The following is an 18,083-nucleotide window of genomic DNA, read 5'->3' on the forward strand; positions in this document are numbered from 1 at the left end:
GATCCTCCGCGTTTCCGCTATGGCCATTTCATTCAGCGGCTATCTGATCCCCGCCTCATGCGCTTGCTGATCGGCATGGTAGCTGGAACGCACCATTGGCCCACAGGCGGCGTTGCTGAAACCCATCTCGACCGCCGCACGTTCGAACTCCTTAAATGCTTCCGGCGTTACATAACGCATGACCGGCAAATGCCCGTTGCTAGGTTGAAGATACTGCCCGATGGTGAGCATTTCGACATCATTTTTGCGCAGATCGAACATCACTTCGAGAATTTCCTCATCGGTTTCGCCTAAACCCAGCATTAAGCCTGATTTGGTCGGAATATCCGGAAAATGCGACTTGAAGTCTTTCAGCAACCGGAGCGAATGTGCGTAATCAGCCCCCGGCCGGCATTGCCTGTAAAGCCGCGGGACGGTTTCCAGATTATGGTTCAGCACATCCGGCGGACCTGCAAATAATTTCTCCAACGCAATTTCGAGTCTGCCTCGAAAATCCGGCACCAGAATTTCTATTTTTGTTTTTGGGGAATGAGCCCGGACTTCGCGAATGCAATCCACGAAATGCTGGGCGCCGCCATCGCGGAGATCGTCGCGGTCAACGCTGGTGATGACGACATATTTTAATTTCATGGCAGCAATGGATTGCGCCAGATGCAGAGGCTCGTGAGCATCCGGCGCCGACGGCCGGCCGTGTGCCACATCGCAAAACGGGCATCTTCGGGTGCAGAGGTCGCCCAGAATCATAAAAGTGGCGGTGCCTTTGCCAAAGCACTCGCCTATGTTTGGACAGGACGCTTCTTCGCAGACCGTGTGAAGTTTCTGTTCCCGGAGTATCCTTTTGACTTCATAAAACTCCTGGCTGTTCGATGAGCGGACCCTGATCCATGAGGGTTTACGCAGTACTTCTGCTGGTGACTGCGGCACAATTTTTACTGGGTTACGCGCGGTTTTAGCCGCGCCTTTCTCGCGTGTGGGGGTTGTCATGAAAAGTGCGTCTTATTCTCAAACTGATTGAAATGTGAAATCATAAACTCATAATTAGTCGGGAATCTGCTGCGTCGTATAACAATAACCGATAGATCCTGTTTGTTGAAACCAGAAACGGCTGCACTCACGCCATGGTCCCATATAGGACATTTTCCCAAAATTCCGAAAAACTTCGATTATCCGATACCGCCTAGCCTTCCCTTTAATTTTGTGGCAAGCCGCCAACCTAGCACCTCAAGCCCATCGGTGATTCCCAGGTCCCTCGTTTGTGTCACCCGCAGTCCGGAATATCCGCAGGGGTTGATTGACGTAAACGGAAACAAATCCATGTTTACGTTCAGCGCCAGGCCATGGTAGCAACAACCATTTTTGATTTTCAGCCCCAGGGACGCAATCTTTGCGCCATCCACATACACGCCGGGGGCATCGGCTGAGCCTGACGCGCGGATGCTGTAGTCCTGGAGCAAGTCTATCACGGCACCTTCCATTTTTCTGACCAGCTCGCGTACTCCAAGTTTGAGCCGGCGAAGATCCAGCATCAGATAAGCAACAATCTGCCCGGGGCCATGATAAGTAATTTGACCGCCTCGATCTGTCCGGACCACGAGAATGCCATTATTGTGCAACAGGTGTTCGGATCTGCCCGCGATGCCTTGAGTGTAAACTGGCGGATGCTGCAATAGCCAGATTTCATCCGCAGTGCCAGCACTGCGGGCTGCTGTAAACTCTTTCATCGCTTGCCAGGCGGAAAGATAATCCAGTACTCCGCCAGATCTTATTCTAATGTTTGAGCCATCAGTTTCCGGTTCAAGGCACAAGACTTCCGTCATCGAAAGAACGTCAGGAATTTCCCGTTCTCCTCAAAGTACCATTACCACCATCGGATGGTCGCACAACTCCTGGTATAGCGCATCCAACTGCGCGCGGGACACGGCGCGAATAGTACAGGTAAGGCTCAGATAAGTATTTTTCCTGCTGATCCTGGCCTCCAGGCTCGTCTCATCGAAGTCAGGCGCATGACGTTTGACAATCGTCAGTACTGCCTGAGTGAACTCCTGCCGACGCTGCTCCAGAACCCCGGCGCTCACCTCTTCCGGTTCGGTCACGGCAGAAAAAGTCGTATCATCGGCATCCAGCGGTCCGTCTGGCGGCGTCGTCGGCAGCTTATACGATGCAGAACCCGGCGCAGCGCCGACCCGTCCCATTATTTTTATGGGAAAGTCGCAGGGATATTCGATTAAGGAAACGTCATCGTAAGAATTCATGGCGTATGCACAGCGCCTCTACGCATTACCTTGTCTTTATAATCCTGGTAAAGCCGGTAAAAGAGCGCGAACATTGTTCCCGGCACGCCGCCCCCAACCTGGCGGCCATCGAGGCGTGTAATTGGCATCACCTCCTTAGTGGAGGAAGTAAGCAACAGTTCGTCGGCAGCGCGCACCTCCTGCTCGGAAATCGCCCTGACTTCATGCGGGATCCCATGCTCCTCGGCCAGTTCGAGCACTACGTCATAGGTAATACCCGGCAACATCAAATTGTTTTTTGGAGGGGCCAATAAAAGCCCTTTTTTTACCACAAAAATATTGCTGGCAGATCCCTCGGTCATGAAACCGTCACGGATCAGCACCGTTTCAAGCGCTCCCGCATCAATGGCCATCTGGCGTAGCAATACGTTCGGCAATAGTGAAATACCCTTTATGTCGCAGCGTAACCAACGGTTGTCAACGGCCGTGATTGCGGTGGCTCCCGTCGCAAGCAACTCGGCCGGGGGGGGCAACAAGGGGTTGCTCATGATGAATACAGTCGGGGCCACACCTTTTGGAAAGGCATGGTCGCGCCTCGCTACCCCACGGGTAACATGCAGGTAAAGATACTGGTCGTCGCTGCTGTTACGCGCAATAATTTGTTCCAGCAACTCGCTCCACTCGCTGTTCGTATGGGGATTTTCCAGACGAATTCCGTCAAGGCTGTGCTGCAAGCGGAGCAGATGTTCAGACAGCCGAAAAGGCGTGTGGGAATACGCGGGTATGACTTCATATACCCCATCGCCAAAAATGAAGCCTCTGTCCAGTACCGAAATGCGTGCTTCCTCAATCGGCATGAAGGTACCGTTAAGATAAATCATCATAAACCTTGCCAGTAAATTTGTAGCGGACCGCGTGCATGTAAATCCACATTAATTAAAAATCAGCCGCACGCTATCCCAGGCGCGGCCAAAAAAATTCCCGGCACTTACGGTTTCCAGCGCCACCAACGGGTGCTCGGCCACGGTCTTGCCCTTGAGCGTAAACTTCACTACGCCGACTTTCTGGCCGGCGTTGATGGGGGCTAAAAGGGGCTGTTTATACTCCATCTTGGCTTCCAGCTTATCAGCCTGATTTCTTGGGAGCGAAAAGTAAATATCCTGACCGAATCCGGTCTTGAGCTTGTCCTGAGCGCCCTTCCACAACTGGATTGCAATCACTTCGTGTTCCTTAGGGTAGAGGCGGACGGTGTCGTAAAACTGAAAACCGTGATTCAGCAGTCGTTGGCTTTCAACGGTGCGCGCGCTATCGGATGCAGTCCCGATTACAACAGAAATTAGCCGCCGCTCGCCCCGCTTGGCGGATGTAATCAGGCAATAGCCCGCAGCTTCGGTATGCCCGGTCTTGAGCCCATCCACGTTCGGGTCGAGCCACAGCAAACGATTACGGTTCGGCTGAGTAATCTTGTTGTATGTATACTCGCGTAGAGAATAAAGCGGATAGTATTCCGGAAAATCCCGGATGACCGCTGTCGCAAGCAAGGCGAGATCATGCGCAGTACTGTAGTGCTCGGGGTGCGGCAACCCGGTTGAATTGGCGAAACGGGTGTTCTTCATGCCCATGCGGGCCGCTTCTCTATTCATTATCTGGACGAAGGCGCTCTCCGTGCCTGCTACCGTCTCTGCCAGAGCGATGGATGCATCGTTACCGGACTGCACGATCATACCGCGGATTAATTCATCAACTGTTACCACCCTGCTCGGCTCAATAAACATGCGGGAGCCTTGCGTGCGCCAGGCCCGCTCCGACACCGGGACAGCCTGAGTCAGGGAAATGCGTTTTTGGTAGAGCGCAGAGAAAGCGATATACGCTGTCATCAGCTTGGTAAGCGATGCGGGTTCTATGCGTTCGTGCAGGTTCTGACTGGCCAAGGTCTGGCCACTCTGAAAATCCCTAAGGATGTAAGACCTGGCAGCCAAGGACAAAGCTTCGTCCGGCCTGGAAAATCTGGACTCCTGGGCAGCTGCGGGTAACACGAACAAACACAGCCATAACGAGATTAACGGAAGTGAGCGTTTCATTGGAAGCTGTTAAAAAAAACAATTATATCGCAGCCAAGCGGAACAAATTGAGGAACCTCTGGATAAGCCTATGGATATTATCAGCAGAGGCGCGAAAGGAGGCCGTCAGAAAAGAATGCTCTCCCAAAACTATCGAACGAAAGCATACGAGTGCCCAAGCCCCTCAGCTTTCGAGCTCGCTGCGAAATCTGCGCTATCTCTTGCCACCGCGTACGATCAGTGTTGAAGGCTCGGGGCCTGTAACCGTCCCGGCGCCACGGTACGGCAGAATGCCGTCGCTACTTTCGACGACAGATGCTGAAGCCGTCATTCCAGCCGAGCCGATACTGCGTGTCGGCAGAAATCCGGCGCGCGTCCTTCGCACCGTATGCAGATTTTTTTGCCGTCTCGCAACCATCGATATAGCCATCCTTGAATGCGGGTGAATAACCGGTAAGATTATAGACAGGCCGCGCACTGGGGGGCGGCGGTCCGGCCGGGCGCTGGCTCTGCCCGGTTGACCCTGGCCCTGTGGACGCGCAACCGGCCAACGCCCCAATCAGTAAGACTGCTGAGATTGAACGCATCATTTTTTCTCCTCTATCTCCTCAAACTGATGCGGTTTCTCAAACGTATGGGTTTATGACAGAGCTGTTCCGGGAGAATTCCCTGTTTTTTTTTCAGCGAACCTCAGCCTCTAAAAAATATTCCATAAGCATCCTAGGAGATATCACGTGGTTAGCGCCTGCGCCCGCCGAAAATACTGCCTAACACACCGCGAAAAATCTCCCGGCCGACCTGGGAACCGATAGAGCGCGCAGCGCTCCTTGCCATTGACTCCATGACGCCGGGCTGCCGCCCGCCACGCGGGCCGGTTTTGGTTAAAAGCATATCTCCGAGCACGTCCATCATGCCACCTCCGCCGCTCGCCTGCTCAGTTTGCCCAGTCCTGCCCGGCAGTGGCACCGGCTCGCTCCCCGCGTTTGCTTCAGTTGTGCGGCGTTTAATTATTTCATAAGCCGACTCACGGTCCAAGATCTGTTCGTAATGACCGAAAAGAACCGAGGATTCGATAATTGTCCGACGTTCCGCTTCTGTTATTGGACCAATTCTGGATGCGGGCGGCAGGATGAAGGCGCGCTCAACCATGGATGGACGCCCTTTCTCATCCAGCAGGGATACCAGCGCTTCGCCGACGGAAAGCTCCATGATTGCTTTTTCCGTATTTAAACCAGGATTCGCATGCATGGTCTGGGCTGCCGCCCGGACCGCTTTCTGATCGCGCGGTGTGAACGCCCGCAATGCATGCTGCACGCGGTTACCGAGCTGACCCAGCACATTCTCCGGGATATCCAGGGGGTTCTGCGTAACAAAATAAATGCCGACTCCCTTGGAGCGTATCAATCTCACTACCTGTTCTATTTTCTCCAGCAGCGGTTTTGGCGCTTCATTGAATAGCAGATGGGCTTCGTCAAAGAAGAATACCAGCTTTGGCTTTTCGGGGTCGCCAACTTCAGGAAGATGCTCGAACAGCTCCGACAATATCCACAGCAGAAATGTCGAATAGAGCTTGGGTGAGTTCATCAGCTTGTCGGCCGCGAGGATATTGATCATGCCGCAGCCTCTGCTATCGGTCTGCATCAGGTCGTGGATATCCAGCATCGTCTCGCCGAAAAAACTCCTGCCCCCCTGTTGTTCGATTTCAAGCAAGGCGCGCTGAATCGCGCCTATAGAGGCCGCTGAAACGTTCCCATACTCGACAGTGAAATTCTTTGCGTTGTCGCCCACAAACTGCAACATGGCCCGCAGGTCCTTGGAATCGAGCAGCAACAGACCGTTGTCGTCCGCGATCTTGAACACCAGCGATAATACGCCCTGCTGGGTATCGTTTAGATTGAACATCCGCCCGAGCAACAGGGGGCCCATGTCGGATGTTGTGGCGCGGACCGGATGTCCGGCGGTCCCGAAGATATCCCAGAACGTAACCGGAGAGGCTGACCATTGCGGTTCCTCAAGTCCGCGTTGCGCGAGCCGCCCCATCAAACCCGGCGCCGCCGTGCCCGCAACGGAAAGCCCGGACAAATCACCCTTCACGTCAGCCATGAACACCGGCACGCCGATAGAGGAGAATCGCTCGGCCAGAACCTGTAGCGTGACGGTCTTGCCAGTACCGGTTGCGCCGGTAATCAAGCCATGACGATTGGCGAAATGGGGTAACAGGCCAACTGCTTGGCTGGAATGAGCGATCACTAAAGGATGCGGCATAAGGTCAGCGGAGGTTGAGATTTAAAATACTGAACAGTGTATCAAAACCCAACCGGGGTTGCTCACCCTGCCCAACCCGCGATTTCCAACAGCAACAGCAGCACAAGCCATAACACCAGCGTCCGCCAGAACAGTCCAACAGCGCTTTGCAAAAAGTCTACGTCAGCCTCGTCGCCAACGCCTAATTCTGGACGATAGTGGCTACCGCCGGCCTCCCCCAGGGATTCTCCCAGACAGATCCCCAGCGCCCCGGCGCCACTGGCAAGAACGATTCCCTGATTTCGGTCCACCCAGGACGCGGCCTGCGCACGCCAGCAGTAAACGGCATCTTCAAAATTGCCTGCAATGGCAAAGCTCATGGCGGTCGCCCTTGCCGGAAGCCAGTCTATGACTTCAAAAGCTTTTAACGCAAACCGGCCAAACGCATCCGGGCGACTACCCCAACGTTCGTTCAATAATTCGGCCAGGCGATAAAGAACCGGGCCCAGCGGCCCGGGCAAGAGGGCAAAACAGATGATAATCGCAAAAACGTAGCGATGAGAATTAATCAGGCCCAGTTCAATTGTCAGGCGTGCAACTTCCTGACTGCTGAGTTCTTCCGCGGGAACTCCGTAGAACTTCGTCAGCAGTTCACGGGCGAGAGGCAGATCTCCATTTTTGAGCGCGGTATAGATTTCGTTGAACGAATAGGTAAGCTGACGGGAACTCATGGTGAGATAGAGCGTGACGACATTCCACGCCCATGCCAGCAGCGGGTTTACACTATAGAGTAGATAGTAGATCCACAGCGTGAGTACGAGTACGGGGACTACGGCAGCAAACCAGGCGGCGATATCATGGCGCCGCACACCCGTGTTGAAATAACGCTCCAGGGAATCAGCGTAGGAAAGAAACGCCGGAACCAAACGATTGTGATCGTTAATAGGGCGCCAGTGCTCCAGCAGGAAAGCGAAGATTAATGAAAAGAAGGTCATTGCGGAAAACCCAAGTCTGTATTAACCCGCGATAATATTCGCGGATAGTTAGCGCAATACCGATTTGAGCAACTTGCCCATCTCGGCCGGGTTGCGAGTTACCTTGATTCCACACTCCTCCATCACTGCCAACTTCTCCTGCGCGGTACCCTTTCCGCCGGAAATGACCGCTCCAGCGTGCCCCATGCGCCTGCCCGGCGGCGCCGTCAGACCCGCAATAAATCCCACCACCGGCTTCCGCATATGGTTCCGGACCCAGCGGGCGCAGTCCTCCTCATCTGAGCCGCCGATTTCGCCCACCATCAATACCACCTCGGTCTCGGCGTCGTCGTTGAACAACTTCATCACATCAAGGTGCTTCAACCCATTCACCGGGTCGCCACCGATGCCGATACAGGTGGATTGCCCCAATCCCTGCTCCATCAACTGCGCCACCGCTTCGTAGGTGAGCGTACCCGAGCGGGACACGACGCCGACGCCCCCTTTTTTATGTATATAGCCGGGCATAATGCCTATCTTGATTTCATCGGGCGTGATAATGCCTGGACAATTGGGCCCGATTAACCGCGTTTTCCGACCTTCCATTTTGGCACAGGTACGCACCATATCGCGAACCGGAATACCCTCCGTAATACAGATGACCAGATCCAGTTCCGCTTCGACCGCCTCATCGATCGCCTCAGCCGCAAACGGCGGCGGTACATAGATCACCGAAACGGTCGCGCCTGTGGCCTCTTTCGCCTCCCCGACGGTAGCAAAAATCGGCACACCTTCGAAATCCTCGCCTCCTTTCTTGGGGTTCACGCCCGCAACGAAGCAATTTTTTCCGAAAGCATAATCACGGCACATGCGCGTATGAAACTGCCCGGTCTTCCCAGTAATGCCTTGCGTCATGACCCGGCTATTCCTGTCTATAAGAATAGCCATTCTAAACTCCTCCCCCTGCCGACGCGGCTGCAACCGCCTTCTCCGCTGCATCCGCCATATTTCCAGCCTGAATAATCGGCAATCCGGATTCGGCGAAGATTTTTTTACCCAGGTCCACGTTGGTACCTTCGAGGCGCACCACCAGCGGAACGTTTAGATGCACCTCTCTCGCTGCGGTCACGACGCCTTCGGCAATAACGTCGCACTTCATGATGCCCCCGAATATATTGACCAGGATCGCTTTTAATTCCGGATTGCGCAGCATCAGCTTGAATGCCTCCGCCACCTTTTCCGCGGTTGCCCCGCCACCCACATCGAGAAAATTGGCGGGATTTCCGCCGTAGAGCTTGATGATGTCCATTGTTGCCATCGCAAGACCCGCGCCATTCACGAGGCAACCGATGTTGCCGTCCAGCGAGACGTATGACAGTTCATATTTGGACGCTTCGATCTCCGCGGGATCCTCCTCGTCGAGATCGCGCAGTGCGGCAATTTCGGAATGACGGAATAAGGCGTTGTCATCAAAATTCATTTTCGCGTCGAGCGCGAGAACACGATCCTCCGCGGTAAGTATGAGGGGATTGATTTCGACCAGCGTCGCGTCGGTACTGTCGTACGCGCGGTATAAATCTTGCAATAACGCGCCTGCCTCCATAACAGCCGATTCGGTGATCCCCATCCGCCGTACCATATCTTCAGCGTCCGCGACGGTCAATCCTGCCACGGGGTCAATAAGCAGTTTGTGGATCTTCTCCGGCGACGTGGCGGCGACCTCCTCGATATTCATGCCGCCTTCCCCGCTAGCGATCACACAGACACGGCGACTGCCGCGATCCACAACCAGGCCGGCATAAAACTCCGTTTTTATGTCGACGCCCTGTTCAATCAGAAGCTTTCGCACGACTTGACCCCTGGGACCAGTCTGAGGCGTGACTAGCGTCATACCCAATATTTTGGCCGCGAATTGTTTCACTTCGTCGAGCGACTTCGCCACTTTCACCCCACCGCCCTTGCCGCGTCCTCCGGCGTGAATTTGCGCTTTAACCACCCACGCGCTTCCGCCCAGACTTTTAGCGGCCTCCACGGCTTCGTCAACGCTAAAACAAGGAAATCCTGCGGGTGTGGGAACGCCAAACTCGCGCAGAATTTTTTTCGCCTGATACTCGTGAATATTCATGATCGTCCCAGCTACAGAAACCAGAGTATAGCGTAATAATTTTTACCGGCGGCACGTGAAAAAAAACACCTTCCACATGCTTATTCATGAACTCGTCATCTGCTGCGCGATCCCCAATGCCGGGTTCTGCTGGCTGCTCATCCCTACCTCACAAAGAACAACCGTGACGTTATCCCTTCCTCCGGCATCAAGTGTCGCCCCGATTAGACTGTCAGCCTTCTGTTGCCGCGATCCATCCCAACTGAGAATACGCTGGATCTCGGAATCCTCCACCATGTCGGTCAACCCATCTGAGCAAAGCAGAAATATATCGTGGTCGAGCGCTTCACCTTTCAGAATATCCGGAAACACTAACGAGTCGGTTCCAATAGCTCTGAGGATGATATTTTTCTGGGGATGAGTTCTTGCACCTTGCGGCGTCAACAGGCCCTTATCCACCTGCAATTGCACCAGGGAGTGATCGCTGGTCAACTGCAACAAGCCCCCGTGCCTCAGCAGGTATACCCTGCTGTCCCCTACATGACCGACAACGTAGCGGTCGTCATAAAACACGAGAATATCGCCCGTGCAACCCATTCCCCAGTCATCCGGATTCTGCGCAGCGTGCTCCAGTATGCGTTTATTCGAGTCCCCGAATATTTTTTCCACTCGCGCATACGTCTCCCCCGCGGAACCAGGAATGTCATTGGTAAAAACGGCTTGCACCGTTTCTATAAAATATCTGCTCGCAATTTCACCGGCTGCTGCTCCGCCCATACCATCGGAGAGGGCAAAAAGCCCGACCTTAGGCATGGCAAGGTATGCATCCTCATTATTTGTGCGCACCAGCCCCACATGAGTTACCGCCGCTGAGAGCAACCTGACCATGGCATCGCTTCCTCGTCCGCTAAACAATGAAGGTGCTGCGAAACAGTATCCTGCGACAAATCAGCATGGCTTATCCTCCCACCATACCATTCCCGTGGGCGAGTCCTCCAGCAATAACAGGTGGAGTAAATATCGCACTTCTGCGTGTTACATCTCGACGGGCCTGTAAACGCGGAGCGTACGAGCAGAGTATCGGGGCGGAAATGGATAAATATTGGCCACAGGGGGTTTTATGTGATGGAAATGAAATGGCCCGGAGACGCGTTATACGCTCCGGGCCATTATGAATATTTCAAGTGCTAGGATATCAGCTCCAACTCACGCCCAACAGCCCTAAACCAGCGGTGAGTACAAGAATATACGTACCCCAAAACACGAAGATACTGTTCATGGCGCACCCCTCTTGCAGTCGTTGATACGCCCCAATTATTACGTTTCCCCTAAGGGAAATCTGTGCGCTAAGCCGCATAGATAGACGCACGGGACGTTATTGATTTAGACGAACGAGTATTACGAGACTTGTTAAAGAGGAGTTGGTCAACCTCCAAACAAAGGAAAAGAAGGGGTCACTTTTTTTTGACCAACTCGAATCCCTTTTCCTTCATGCAGGCCAATGTATATTCGTCAACATAAGTCCACCAGACCGCAGTCAAAGGGTCTGCGTAATTATCCTTATCGGCCTTATTTTTCGCCACGGCTCGACATTCGTGAAGCGCCGCCCTGTAATCTGCCACTTCTCCTCCACGCGTGTATTCTCCGTAATAAGCAGAGGGAGTCGTGGCACATCCCGCCAACCCGATCAACAACAGCACTACAATAATTCTCATTTTGAATTCCTATCACCCTATTGAAAGCTCCTGTCGAATAATAAATTTATTGTAAATGTTTTTGATAAGCGGGCGTGTAACGGAAGTGGAGTTTAACTTCCAGGACGGCGATGAGGCGTACTACGCAATAGTTACTCTAGATGGCGAACGAGTTCGCTCGCCCATATTGCCCCCAGTTGCTCAGTGGGCAGGGATGAATTTTAGTGATGGAAAGTGAGCCGGGAGGTTAATACTCCGGACCCTGGGAAAAATGGGACGCTTTTGTTGGAAATCCACTGAGTGGCACATCGCATTTAATCTGCGGTGCTGTGGGCGACCTTAATTAAAGACAATACGTCAACTTACTGGGGTCAGGCTAATCAACGGTTCGTTTTCCAAATTTCCAGCCGCGACCCGGTTCAACAATCTCACCTGCATTGGCTTGCTCAGATAGTAATGGCCTTTCAATAATTCGCGGATAGCGATCACCAGTATCTTGCCCGACTCCTGCTTCATCACATAACCCCGCGCGCCCGCCCGCAAAGCCCGCTCGGCATACACCGCTTCGTCGTGCAAGGACACAACGAGCACGGGCAATGCGGGAATCCTGCTGTGCATGCTCTTTATTACGCTGAATCCCGAATAGGTTTTGAGAGACACATCCATCAAAACGATATCGGGATGATGTCCGGCTTTGAGCGTGGCCAGCGCCTCGTCCCAATCTCCAGCCTCGGCAAAAACCTCCATATCGGGCTCGAGATTGATGAGCATCGCCATGCCATAGCGCAGCATGGCATGGTCGTCCACTAACATAACTTTCGCTTTCGAGGCTGGCATATTCATGGGTCCGTGAAATCATCTCGCCTTTACAGTGCGTTGCTGGTTCTTGCATGGGTTGCAGAATCTGGTCCGATTCTCGCCCTAGTTTTATCGGTTTAGCTGGCGCGGTGTTTTTGCAGGAGCGGCATAATCGCGCTTTGCAAGCTCCGACGCCCTGCCGTGTTGAAAAGCTTGGATGGTAGCTTCCTCTGCCGTCCGCTGGCATTTCCGAGGTAAAGCCAGGGTACGCGATTGGAAATCCTTTCCTTCTCTACCATAGCGGTAGCTTTTGTCATCGTAATGCTGAAGCCGTTTCTTCTTTTGTTCCTCTACCTTACCAACATTTCCTTGTCCGTATTTTCATATCGCTGTGCCAGGTACCGATTGTATTTCTGTGTTCATGATAATCTTCAAAAGATTGAAATTAGCTTCATCCTAATCCAGCCAATACTATCCATATATTGGGGAAACTCTGGTTTTATACTAAGTAAAACCCCGAGCAACGCGTGAGTAAGCGTCCCCCGAAAGTACTTATGTCACCCATGCCCAATCTCCTTACGAAGCAAGAAGGACACATCCACCTTAAGCTTGGGCTACTGGGTTTCTTTTTGTAAGAACTTCAGGTGTCTTAGTCTTAGTAGATAAAAGATGTACTTCAATCCCATAGGCTTCGCGGTCGAGTAGGTAAAATTAACCATAAGGGACCCCCGTGATCCCGGGGGGTGCTGATAACTGCTATCCGCGAGGTATTGAAGGGAAATTTCTTTTTGAGCGAGCCGGCGCAAGCCTTGGTGGGTTCGTAAGCTTCCCTGTTTTAGAGACAAGCGAAAAGTAGAACTTTCTGGCAGGATTTTGCCTGGAGGTTCAAATGAAGAAATCACGTTTTACGGAAAGCCAGATTGTTGGGATTCTGAAGGAAGCGGACGGTGGCGTTGCGGTCAACGAGATATGGCGCAAGCACGGGATCAGTTCGGCAACCTACTATAAGTGGAAAGCCAAGTATGGTGGGCTTGAGGTTTCCGAGTTGGTACGGGTGAAGGAGCTGGAAGCGGAAAATAGTCAGCTCAAGCGCATGTATGCGAATCTTGCGCTGGAGAATGAAGCGATCAAGGCGGTATTAAAAAAGCTATAGCGCCGTCTGAGCGCCGGGATGTGGTTTTGCGTTTGGCGGGTGATCAGAAGCTGTCGATCAGACAATCCTGCCAATTGGTGAACCTGTCACGGGCGGCGTATTACCGGGACGAGAACAAGCTTGCAGTGCGGGATGCGCCGGTGATTGAGGCGCTCAATGCGATTGTTGCCAGGCATGGCCGTTGGGGATTTTGGAAATGCCATCACCGGCTGCGGCTTAAAGGTCATCATTGGAACCACAAGCGAGTCTGGCGGGTGTATTGCGCCATGAAGCTCAATCTGCCGCGTCGTACGAAGAAACGATTGATCAGACCAATGCAGCCGCTGGACGCACCGCAGCTGCCCAATGAAGTCTGGTCGCTGGACTTCATGAGCGACGTCTCTACCAGGGACGTCGATTCCGCACATTGAATATTCTGGATGAAAGCGTACGAGAGGCGTTAGCTATCGAGATCGATACCAGTCTGCCCGCGCAACGCGTCGTGCGAACATTACAGCAGCTTGAGGTTTGGCGTGGGTTGCCCAAAGCGATACGGCTCGACAATGGCCCGGAACTGACCTCGCAGTACTTGGCCGATTGGTGCCAGGACAAGGGCATTGAACTGCGTTTCATCCAGCCGGGCAAGCCGAATCAAAATGCTTTCATCGAGCGTTTCAACCGATCATATCGGACGGAAGTCCTCAACAATTGGTTATTTACGTCACTGGATGAGGTGCGAGAAATCACGCATCAGTGGCTACAAAGCTATAACGAAGAACGACCCCATGACGCGCTGGGAAGCCTGCCCCCGGCTGTGTTCCGTGAGCAATTGCTCACAGGGAAGAATTCTACTTCTGAACTGTCTACTTGAGGGGGAAGCTTACGGGTTGGATCTCAACCGAAATTGATAAAGCGTTTCTCTCGCTTATACCAAACTCTTTTGCCAGCTTTGACAGGTTATCTCACGTTTCAGCCTGCTCGCCCAGCTGGCAGTCCTCTCTGCGTTGAGCCCTGGCTTTCTTCCCTTGTAGACTGTTCAGCATAGAGCGCGGATACTCATACCTGCGGTAAAGCTCATATTTCTCTTTAATAAAGTCAACCGATATATCCCGGCCACTCGCATAAAGAGCAAATCTCCCTCCACAGCAGCGGCGTGGATTCTCCACCCAACCGCCCCATGGGTCATATCGTCATGGCAGCAATCACTGCGGCTATATGCATGTTACACGCGGGGATGCAGCACGCGTTCCACCAAGCGACAATACGCAGCGATCAAGAGCGGCTAAGAAAGTTCTTTTGTTCCTCGAGTATGCGGCCTCGAATCAAATAACCCATCAATACCGGGATGAACACAATACGATAATGAGCAGCGAAAAAAACAGGGCCTTCCAGGATTTCGCTGACCCCTTATCCATGCGTTGCTCAGGGTTTGACCTAGTATGAAACCAGAGTTACCCCAAATACAAAACCAGAGTTACCCCAATATTCCGACAGGATTGACTGAGTTAGGATGAAGCTCATTCAATCTTATTAGGAGTCATTCCATGAAAACCAAAACAAGGAGATTTGTAGCGGTTGTATCCACGCTTGGCCTATTGGCTTCGTGCGCCCAAATCGGTGCTCCCGAAAGACAGAAACACGATATGAGTGGGCCTGCTCAAAGTACCGGCACTTTTGCCGACCACGATAGGATCGTAAAGCGAGATGAAAATACGGCCAAGGAAATGGTATGGCATCAGAAGATACTAACGGCAATTTTCCCGGTCCAACGATGCACCATAAAGAGTGAGACGGGACTCAACAAAAGTTAAACTGACCCTCAGGGAGACCCCAGGTAAGCAGCCTATCCAGCTCAATCCCAGCGCGCTGACCCTCGGTGCTTTGGTGAAGCGAACTCACCACGGTACTTATTTGCAAGCCATGTCCCAGATTTGTCCAGGTTGGCAACCTAAATCCACGGGTGACATATCGTTAAAGATGCCATGGCTTGATGAGTGATACGACGTCCGTGAATGGAGGAAGGCTCTCCCCCAGCGTCCGAGCATCGGCATAGTCCTAGTAGTCCTTTCGAGCTACTAACTTTTCACATTTAGCTAATTATGTTAAGTAGCATACAGGCTTAATTGCAGGGATTATTGAAACAATTTTTTTATTCTTCGGCTATAAAGAGATTAATCGCCCATAGTTCCAAAGGCACACCAGTTGACGTGCTCTCAATCGCAGAAAGTCCCTTTACAGGAATGATCAAATTGAGAGCATCGGACAATGTCTGCCGGAGTGCCGACATCAGATTTAGCTGAAAGAGGAGAGTCGCTTGGTGCTCAAAAACGAAAGAATCTTCGCAGATGCCCCACCCAGTTCCCCCACCGAAGAGCATGAAATTGCGGCACAGGCATTACGAGAGCGGCTGAAAGAAATCACCTGTCTCTACGAGATCCATCGTCGCATGGGTCCGGAATTACCGGTGGAGGATGTCTGCCAACAGATTTTTGAACATCTGATACCCGCAATGCGATATCCGCAAATTGCGAGCGCGATGATCGAACTCGACGGCAGGCACTTTACCACCGCGAATCATGACCAGGGGCCTAAGCACGAGCTGCAATCGATTATTACAGTGATGAATAATGGGCTAAGCGGGCGATTACGCGTGTTCTATCCTGAAGACACGCCGTTCCGGTTGCCGGAAGAGCAGAGACTCATCGATGCAATTGCGAGGGATCTTGAGAGATGGCTTAAGGAAATCACTTGCCTTTACGAGATTCGACGGGGCATAGGGCTGGAGTTATCGGTCGATAATGTCTGCCAGCGCATTTTTGAACGCCTGATCCCAGCGTTGCAATTCCCCGAAAGTGCTACCGCCGTGATCGAACTCGAAGGCAGGCGATTCGCTACCAGCGAACACGAACAGGGTCTTACGCACGAGCTACACTCGAAGATCAGTGTGGATAACAAATCATGCGGGCAGCTGCGCTTATTTTATCCGGTCGACAGGCCCTTCCTGATGCCGGAAGAACAAAGACTCATCGACGCCGTAGCGAGTGACCTGGAGAGATGGCTCGAGCGCAAACACGTTGATGAAACATTGCAAGAGCGGTTGAAGGAAGTCACCTGTCTCTATGAGATTCGCCGCGGCTTGGGGCTGGAATTATCGCTGGAACATGCCTGCCAACACATTTTTGAGCATCTGATACCGGCAATGCAATTCCCCGAAAATGCGAGCGCGATGATCGAACTCGATGGCAGGAGATTCTTCTCCGAGAAACGTGGCCATTCCCTGACGCACGAGCTGCAGTCTAAGATTACAGTGAATAATACGTTGCGCGGACAGTTATGGGTATTCTACCCCGAAGAGACACCTTTCCTGGTACCGGAAGAGCAGAGACTCATCGATGGCGTTGCAGGCGACGTTCAGAAATGGCTCGAGGGCAAGCGTTTGGAGCAGACACTGGTTTCCTTGGCGGAAGAACACCAGCGTTCCGTTGGGCAAGAATTGCACGATAATCTTGGGCAGCAGATCGCGGCGATTGGCTACCAGGCCGAGGCTCTAGAGATAAGAATATCCGCTGCAGGCATTAAAGAGGAGGCAGCAGTCGCTGCGTCCATCGCTAAACAAGCGCAAGCGGCAGCCACGCAATGCAAGCAGATCGCACAGGGCCTGCTTCCGTTTGAACTGGAAACCCACGGCTTGATGCCTGCTTTGCAGGCATTAGCGTTGAGGATCGCAACCACCTATAGGATAAGCTGTGATTTCGTGCGCGAGAATGAATTTTCAATTGTCGATAACGATGTAGCGCTTAATCTTTACCGGATTGCTCAAGAGGCTCTCAACAATGCGATACGTCACAGTAATGCGAAGCATCTCGTAATTTCCCTGGCCGCTGTAGGAGAAATACTCCGCCTGTCGATATGCGACGACGGCAAGGGTTTTTCTGGTGTTGATACAGAGCGCGGTACCGCCTCCGGGATGGGAATTAAAATCATGCATTACCGCGCTCGGCAGATTGGGGCGAAGCTGAAATTGCTGCCTCGTTCTGAAGGGGGCACCGAGGTGCGGGTAGAAATACCAATGATTCAGGAAGGGTAGCTGTGCAAGCCTCGAAAGCACAAGTGATGCTGGTGGATGATCACCCCTTGATGCGGCATGGCATGGCGATGCTCATCAATCTCGAGTCCGATATGGAGGTGTCTGCCGAGGCCGGTGATGGGGAAGAAGCTTTGGCTACACTCAAGGCCGGGCCTCACCCCGATATTGTGCTGATGGATCTGTCGCTCAAAACCGTCTCCGGATTTGAGGTAATAAAGAGCATGCACAGCTTGATCCCTGCATTGCCGGTGCTGGTTGTGTCCATGTTTGACGAGATGATCTATGCGGAGCGGGCTTTGCGGGCAGGCGCACGGGGTTATGTGATGAAACTGGAGCCGGGCAGGGTACTGGTTGCGGCTATCCGCAAAGTTCTAAAGGGAAATTTCTCTCTCAGCGACAAAATACAGGCGAGACTGTTGAATCGGGTTGCGACTGGAAATTCGGAATCCGAACTAATCAGCACACTGTCTCCCAGCGAGTTTGAAGTACTGCATCTGATTGGAACGGGACACAGTAGTCGGCAGATCGCTGATTTGCTTAACCGCAGTATTAAAACAATCGAAACGCATCGCTACAACGTCCGTACCAAGCTGAATCTGAAAGATGCGGCCGATTTAATACGGTACGCCACCCATTGGATTAGGGAAGAACACTAGGAGTCGGGGAAAGCAAGGGGCCAAAGCAGCATAATATCCCTGCGGAACGCGTATTCCAGTCGGGGCAGTATTGAACAACCTTCGCGTTTTCTCCCGATGGTTA

The 18,083-nt window shown here is 52.7% G+C and carries 15 protein-coding genes and 1 pseudogene; 3 read left to right on the plus strand and 13 right to left on the minus strand.

Going from position 1 to position 18,083, the window contains the following annotated elements:
* Positions 1 to 39: 39 nt before the first annotated feature.
* From lipA to R5L00_RS03260, 13 genes are all read right to left on the minus strand, one after another.
* Complete coding sequence (gene lipA / locus R5L00_RS03200; RefSeq protein ID WP_107692297.1) at positions 40 to 984, minus strand: lipoyl synthase; 945 nt, start codon at positions 982 to 984, stop codon at positions 40 to 42.
* 179 nt (positions 985 to 1,163) lie between these two features.
* Positions 1,164 to 1,817, minus strand: coding sequence for a lipoyl(octanoyl) transferase LipB (lipB, locus tag R5L00_RS03205; RefSeq protein ID WP_107692296.1), 654 nt, complete (start codon positions 1,815 to 1,817; stop codon positions 1,164 to 1,166).
* 30 nt (positions 1,818 to 1,847) lie between these two features.
* Positions 1,848 to 2,093, minus strand: a complete 246-nt coding sequence (locus tag R5L00_RS15795; protein WP_375136108.1) for a YbeD family protein — start codon at positions 2,091 to 2,093, stop codon at positions 1,848 to 1,850.
* A 155-nt stretch (positions 2,094 to 2,248) separates the two neighbouring features.
* The gene (locus R5L00_RS03215; protein WP_317654101.1) at positions 2,249 to 3,112 is read right to left on the minus strand and encodes a D-amino acid aminotransferase; all 864 of its coding nucleotides are present in this window, start codon (positions 3,110 to 3,112) and stop codon (positions 2,249 to 2,251) included.
* Positions 3,113 to 3,163: 51 nt separating this feature from the next.
* Positions 3,164 to 4,312 carry a D-alanyl-D-alanine carboxypeptidase family protein gene (locus R5L00_RS03220; RefSeq protein WP_107692294.1) on the minus strand — a complete coding sequence of 383 codons (1,149 nt, stop codon included), beginning with the start codon at positions 4,310 to 4,312 and terminating at the stop codon, positions 3,164 to 3,166.
* 278 nt (positions 4,313 to 4,590) lie between these two features.
* Positions 4,591 to 4,881 (minus strand): hypothetical protein, encoded by a 291-nt coding sequence (locus R5L00_RS03225; RefSeq protein ID WP_317653337.1) that lies wholly within the window; start codon positions 4,879 to 4,881, stop codon positions 4,591 to 4,593.
* 148 nt (positions 4,882 to 5,029) lie between these two features.
* Positions 5,030 to 6,556, minus strand: coding sequence for a DUF853 domain-containing protein (locus R5L00_RS03230; RefSeq protein WP_317653338.1), 1,527 nt, complete (start codon positions 6,554 to 6,556; stop codon positions 5,030 to 5,032).
* 62 nt (positions 6,557 to 6,618) lie between these two features.
* Entirely contained in the window at positions 6,619 to 7,530 is a 912-nt protein-coding gene (locus R5L00_RS03235) for a CobD/CbiB family protein (RefSeq protein WP_107692291.1), read from the minus strand.
* Positions 7,531 to 7,578: 48 nt separating this feature from the next.
* Positions 7,579 to 8,457 carry a succinate--CoA ligase subunit alpha gene (gene sucD / locus R5L00_RS03240; RefSeq protein ID WP_317653339.1) on the minus strand — a complete coding sequence of 293 codons (879 nt, stop codon included), beginning with the start codon at positions 8,455 to 8,457 and terminating at the stop codon, positions 7,579 to 7,581.
* Between the two features lies 1 nt (position 8,458).
* On the minus strand, positions 8,459 to 9,634 hold the full coding sequence (sucC, locus tag R5L00_RS03245; protein ID WP_317653341.1) for an ADP-forming succinate--CoA ligase subunit beta: 1,176 nt from the start codon (positions 9,632 to 9,634) through the stop codon (positions 8,459 to 8,461).
* Positions 9,635 to 9,718: 84 nt separating this feature from the next.
* Positions 9,719 to 10,501 (minus strand): Stp1/IreP family PP2C-type Ser/Thr phosphatase, encoded by a 783-nt coding sequence (locus R5L00_RS03250; protein ID WP_317653343.1) that lies wholly within the window; start codon positions 10,499 to 10,501, stop codon positions 9,719 to 9,721.
* Between the two features lie 566 nt (positions 10,502 to 11,067).
* Entirely contained in the window at positions 11,068 to 11,328 is a 261-nt protein-coding gene (locus R5L00_RS03255) for a hypothetical protein (RefSeq protein ID WP_317653344.1), read from the minus strand.
* Positions 11,329 to 11,664: 336 nt separating this feature from the next.
* On the minus strand, positions 11,665 to 12,144 hold the full coding sequence (locus R5L00_RS03260) for a response regulator transcription factor (protein ID WP_317653345.1): 480 nt from the start codon (positions 12,142 to 12,144) through the stop codon (positions 11,665 to 11,667).
* An 850-nt stretch (positions 12,145 to 12,994) separates the two neighbouring features.
* Here R5L00_RS03260 and R5L00_RS03265 point away from each other — a divergent pair.
* The 3 genes and pseudogenes from R5L00_RS03265 (at position 12,995) to R5L00_RS03275 (ending at position 17,980) form a co-directional block, all read left to right on the plus strand.
* Positions 12,995 to 14,108 (plus strand): annotated as a pseudogene (locus R5L00_RS03265) (IS3 family transposase).
* A 1,446-nt stretch (positions 14,109 to 15,554) separates the two neighbouring features.
* Positions 15,555 to 17,324, plus strand: coding sequence for a sensor histidine kinase (locus R5L00_RS03270; RefSeq protein ID WP_317653346.1), 1,770 nt, complete (start codon positions 15,555 to 15,557; stop codon positions 17,322 to 17,324).
* Between the two features lie 2 nt (positions 17,325 to 17,326).
* Positions 17,327 to 17,980, plus strand: coding sequence for a response regulator transcription factor (locus R5L00_RS03275; RefSeq protein ID WP_317653348.1), 654 nt, complete (start codon positions 17,327 to 17,329; stop codon positions 17,978 to 17,980).
* Positions 17,981 to 18,083 lie beyond the last annotated feature (103 nt).

The sequence above is a fragment of the Nitrosospira sp. Is2 genome (genome assembly GCF_033095785.1).
Lineage (GTDB): Bacteria > Pseudomonadota > Gammaproteobacteria > Burkholderiales > Nitrosomonadaceae > Nitrosospira.

Bases quoted from the DNA above. Each gene is read 5' to 3' on its own strand.
- lipB (WP_107692296.1), bottom strand. From the start codon at position 1,817: ATGACGGAAGTCTTGTGCCTTGAACCGGAAACTGATGGCTCAAACATT.
- R5L00_RS03255 (WP_317653344.1), bottom strand. From the start codon at position 11,328: ATGAGAATTATTGTAGTGCTGTTGTTGATCGGGTTGGCGGGATGTGCC.
- R5L00_RS03215 (WP_317654101.1), bottom strand. From the start codon at position 3,112: ATGATTTATCTTAACGGTACCTTCATGCCGATTGAGGAAGCACGCATT.
- sucD (WP_317653339.1), bottom strand. From the start codon at position 8,457: ATGGCTATTCTTATAGACAGGAATAGCCGGGTCATGACGCAAGGCATT.
- sucC (WP_317653341.1), bottom strand. From the start codon at position 9,634: ATGAATATTCACGAGTATCAGGCGAAAAAAATTCTGCGCGAGTTTGGC.
- R5L00_RS03230 (WP_317653338.1), bottom strand. From the start codon at position 6,556: ATGCCGCATCCTTTAGTGATCGCTCATTCCAGCCAAGCAGTTGGCCTG.
- R5L00_RS03235 (WP_107692291.1), bottom strand. From the start codon at position 7,530: ATGACCTTCTTTTCATTAATCTTCGCTTTCCTGCTGGAGCACTGGCGC.
- R5L00_RS03220 (WP_107692294.1), bottom strand. From the start codon at position 4,312: ATGAAACGCTCACTTCCGTTAATCTCGTTATGGCTGTGTTTGTTCGTG.
- R5L00_RS03250 (WP_317653343.1), bottom strand. From the start codon at position 10,501: ATGGTCAGGTTGCTCTCAGCGGCGGTAACTCATGTGGGGCTGGTGCGC.
- lipA (WP_107692297.1), bottom strand. From the start codon at position 984: ATGACAACCCCCACACGCGAGAAAGGCGCGGCTAAAACCGCGCGTAAC.
- R5L00_RS03225 (WP_317653337.1), bottom strand. From the start codon at position 4,881: ATGATGCGTTCAATCTCAGCAGTCTTACTGATTGGGGCGTTGGCCGGT.
- R5L00_RS03260 (WP_317653345.1), bottom strand. From the start codon at position 12,144: ATGCCAGCCTCGAAAGCGAAAGTTATGTTAGTGGACGACCATGCCATG.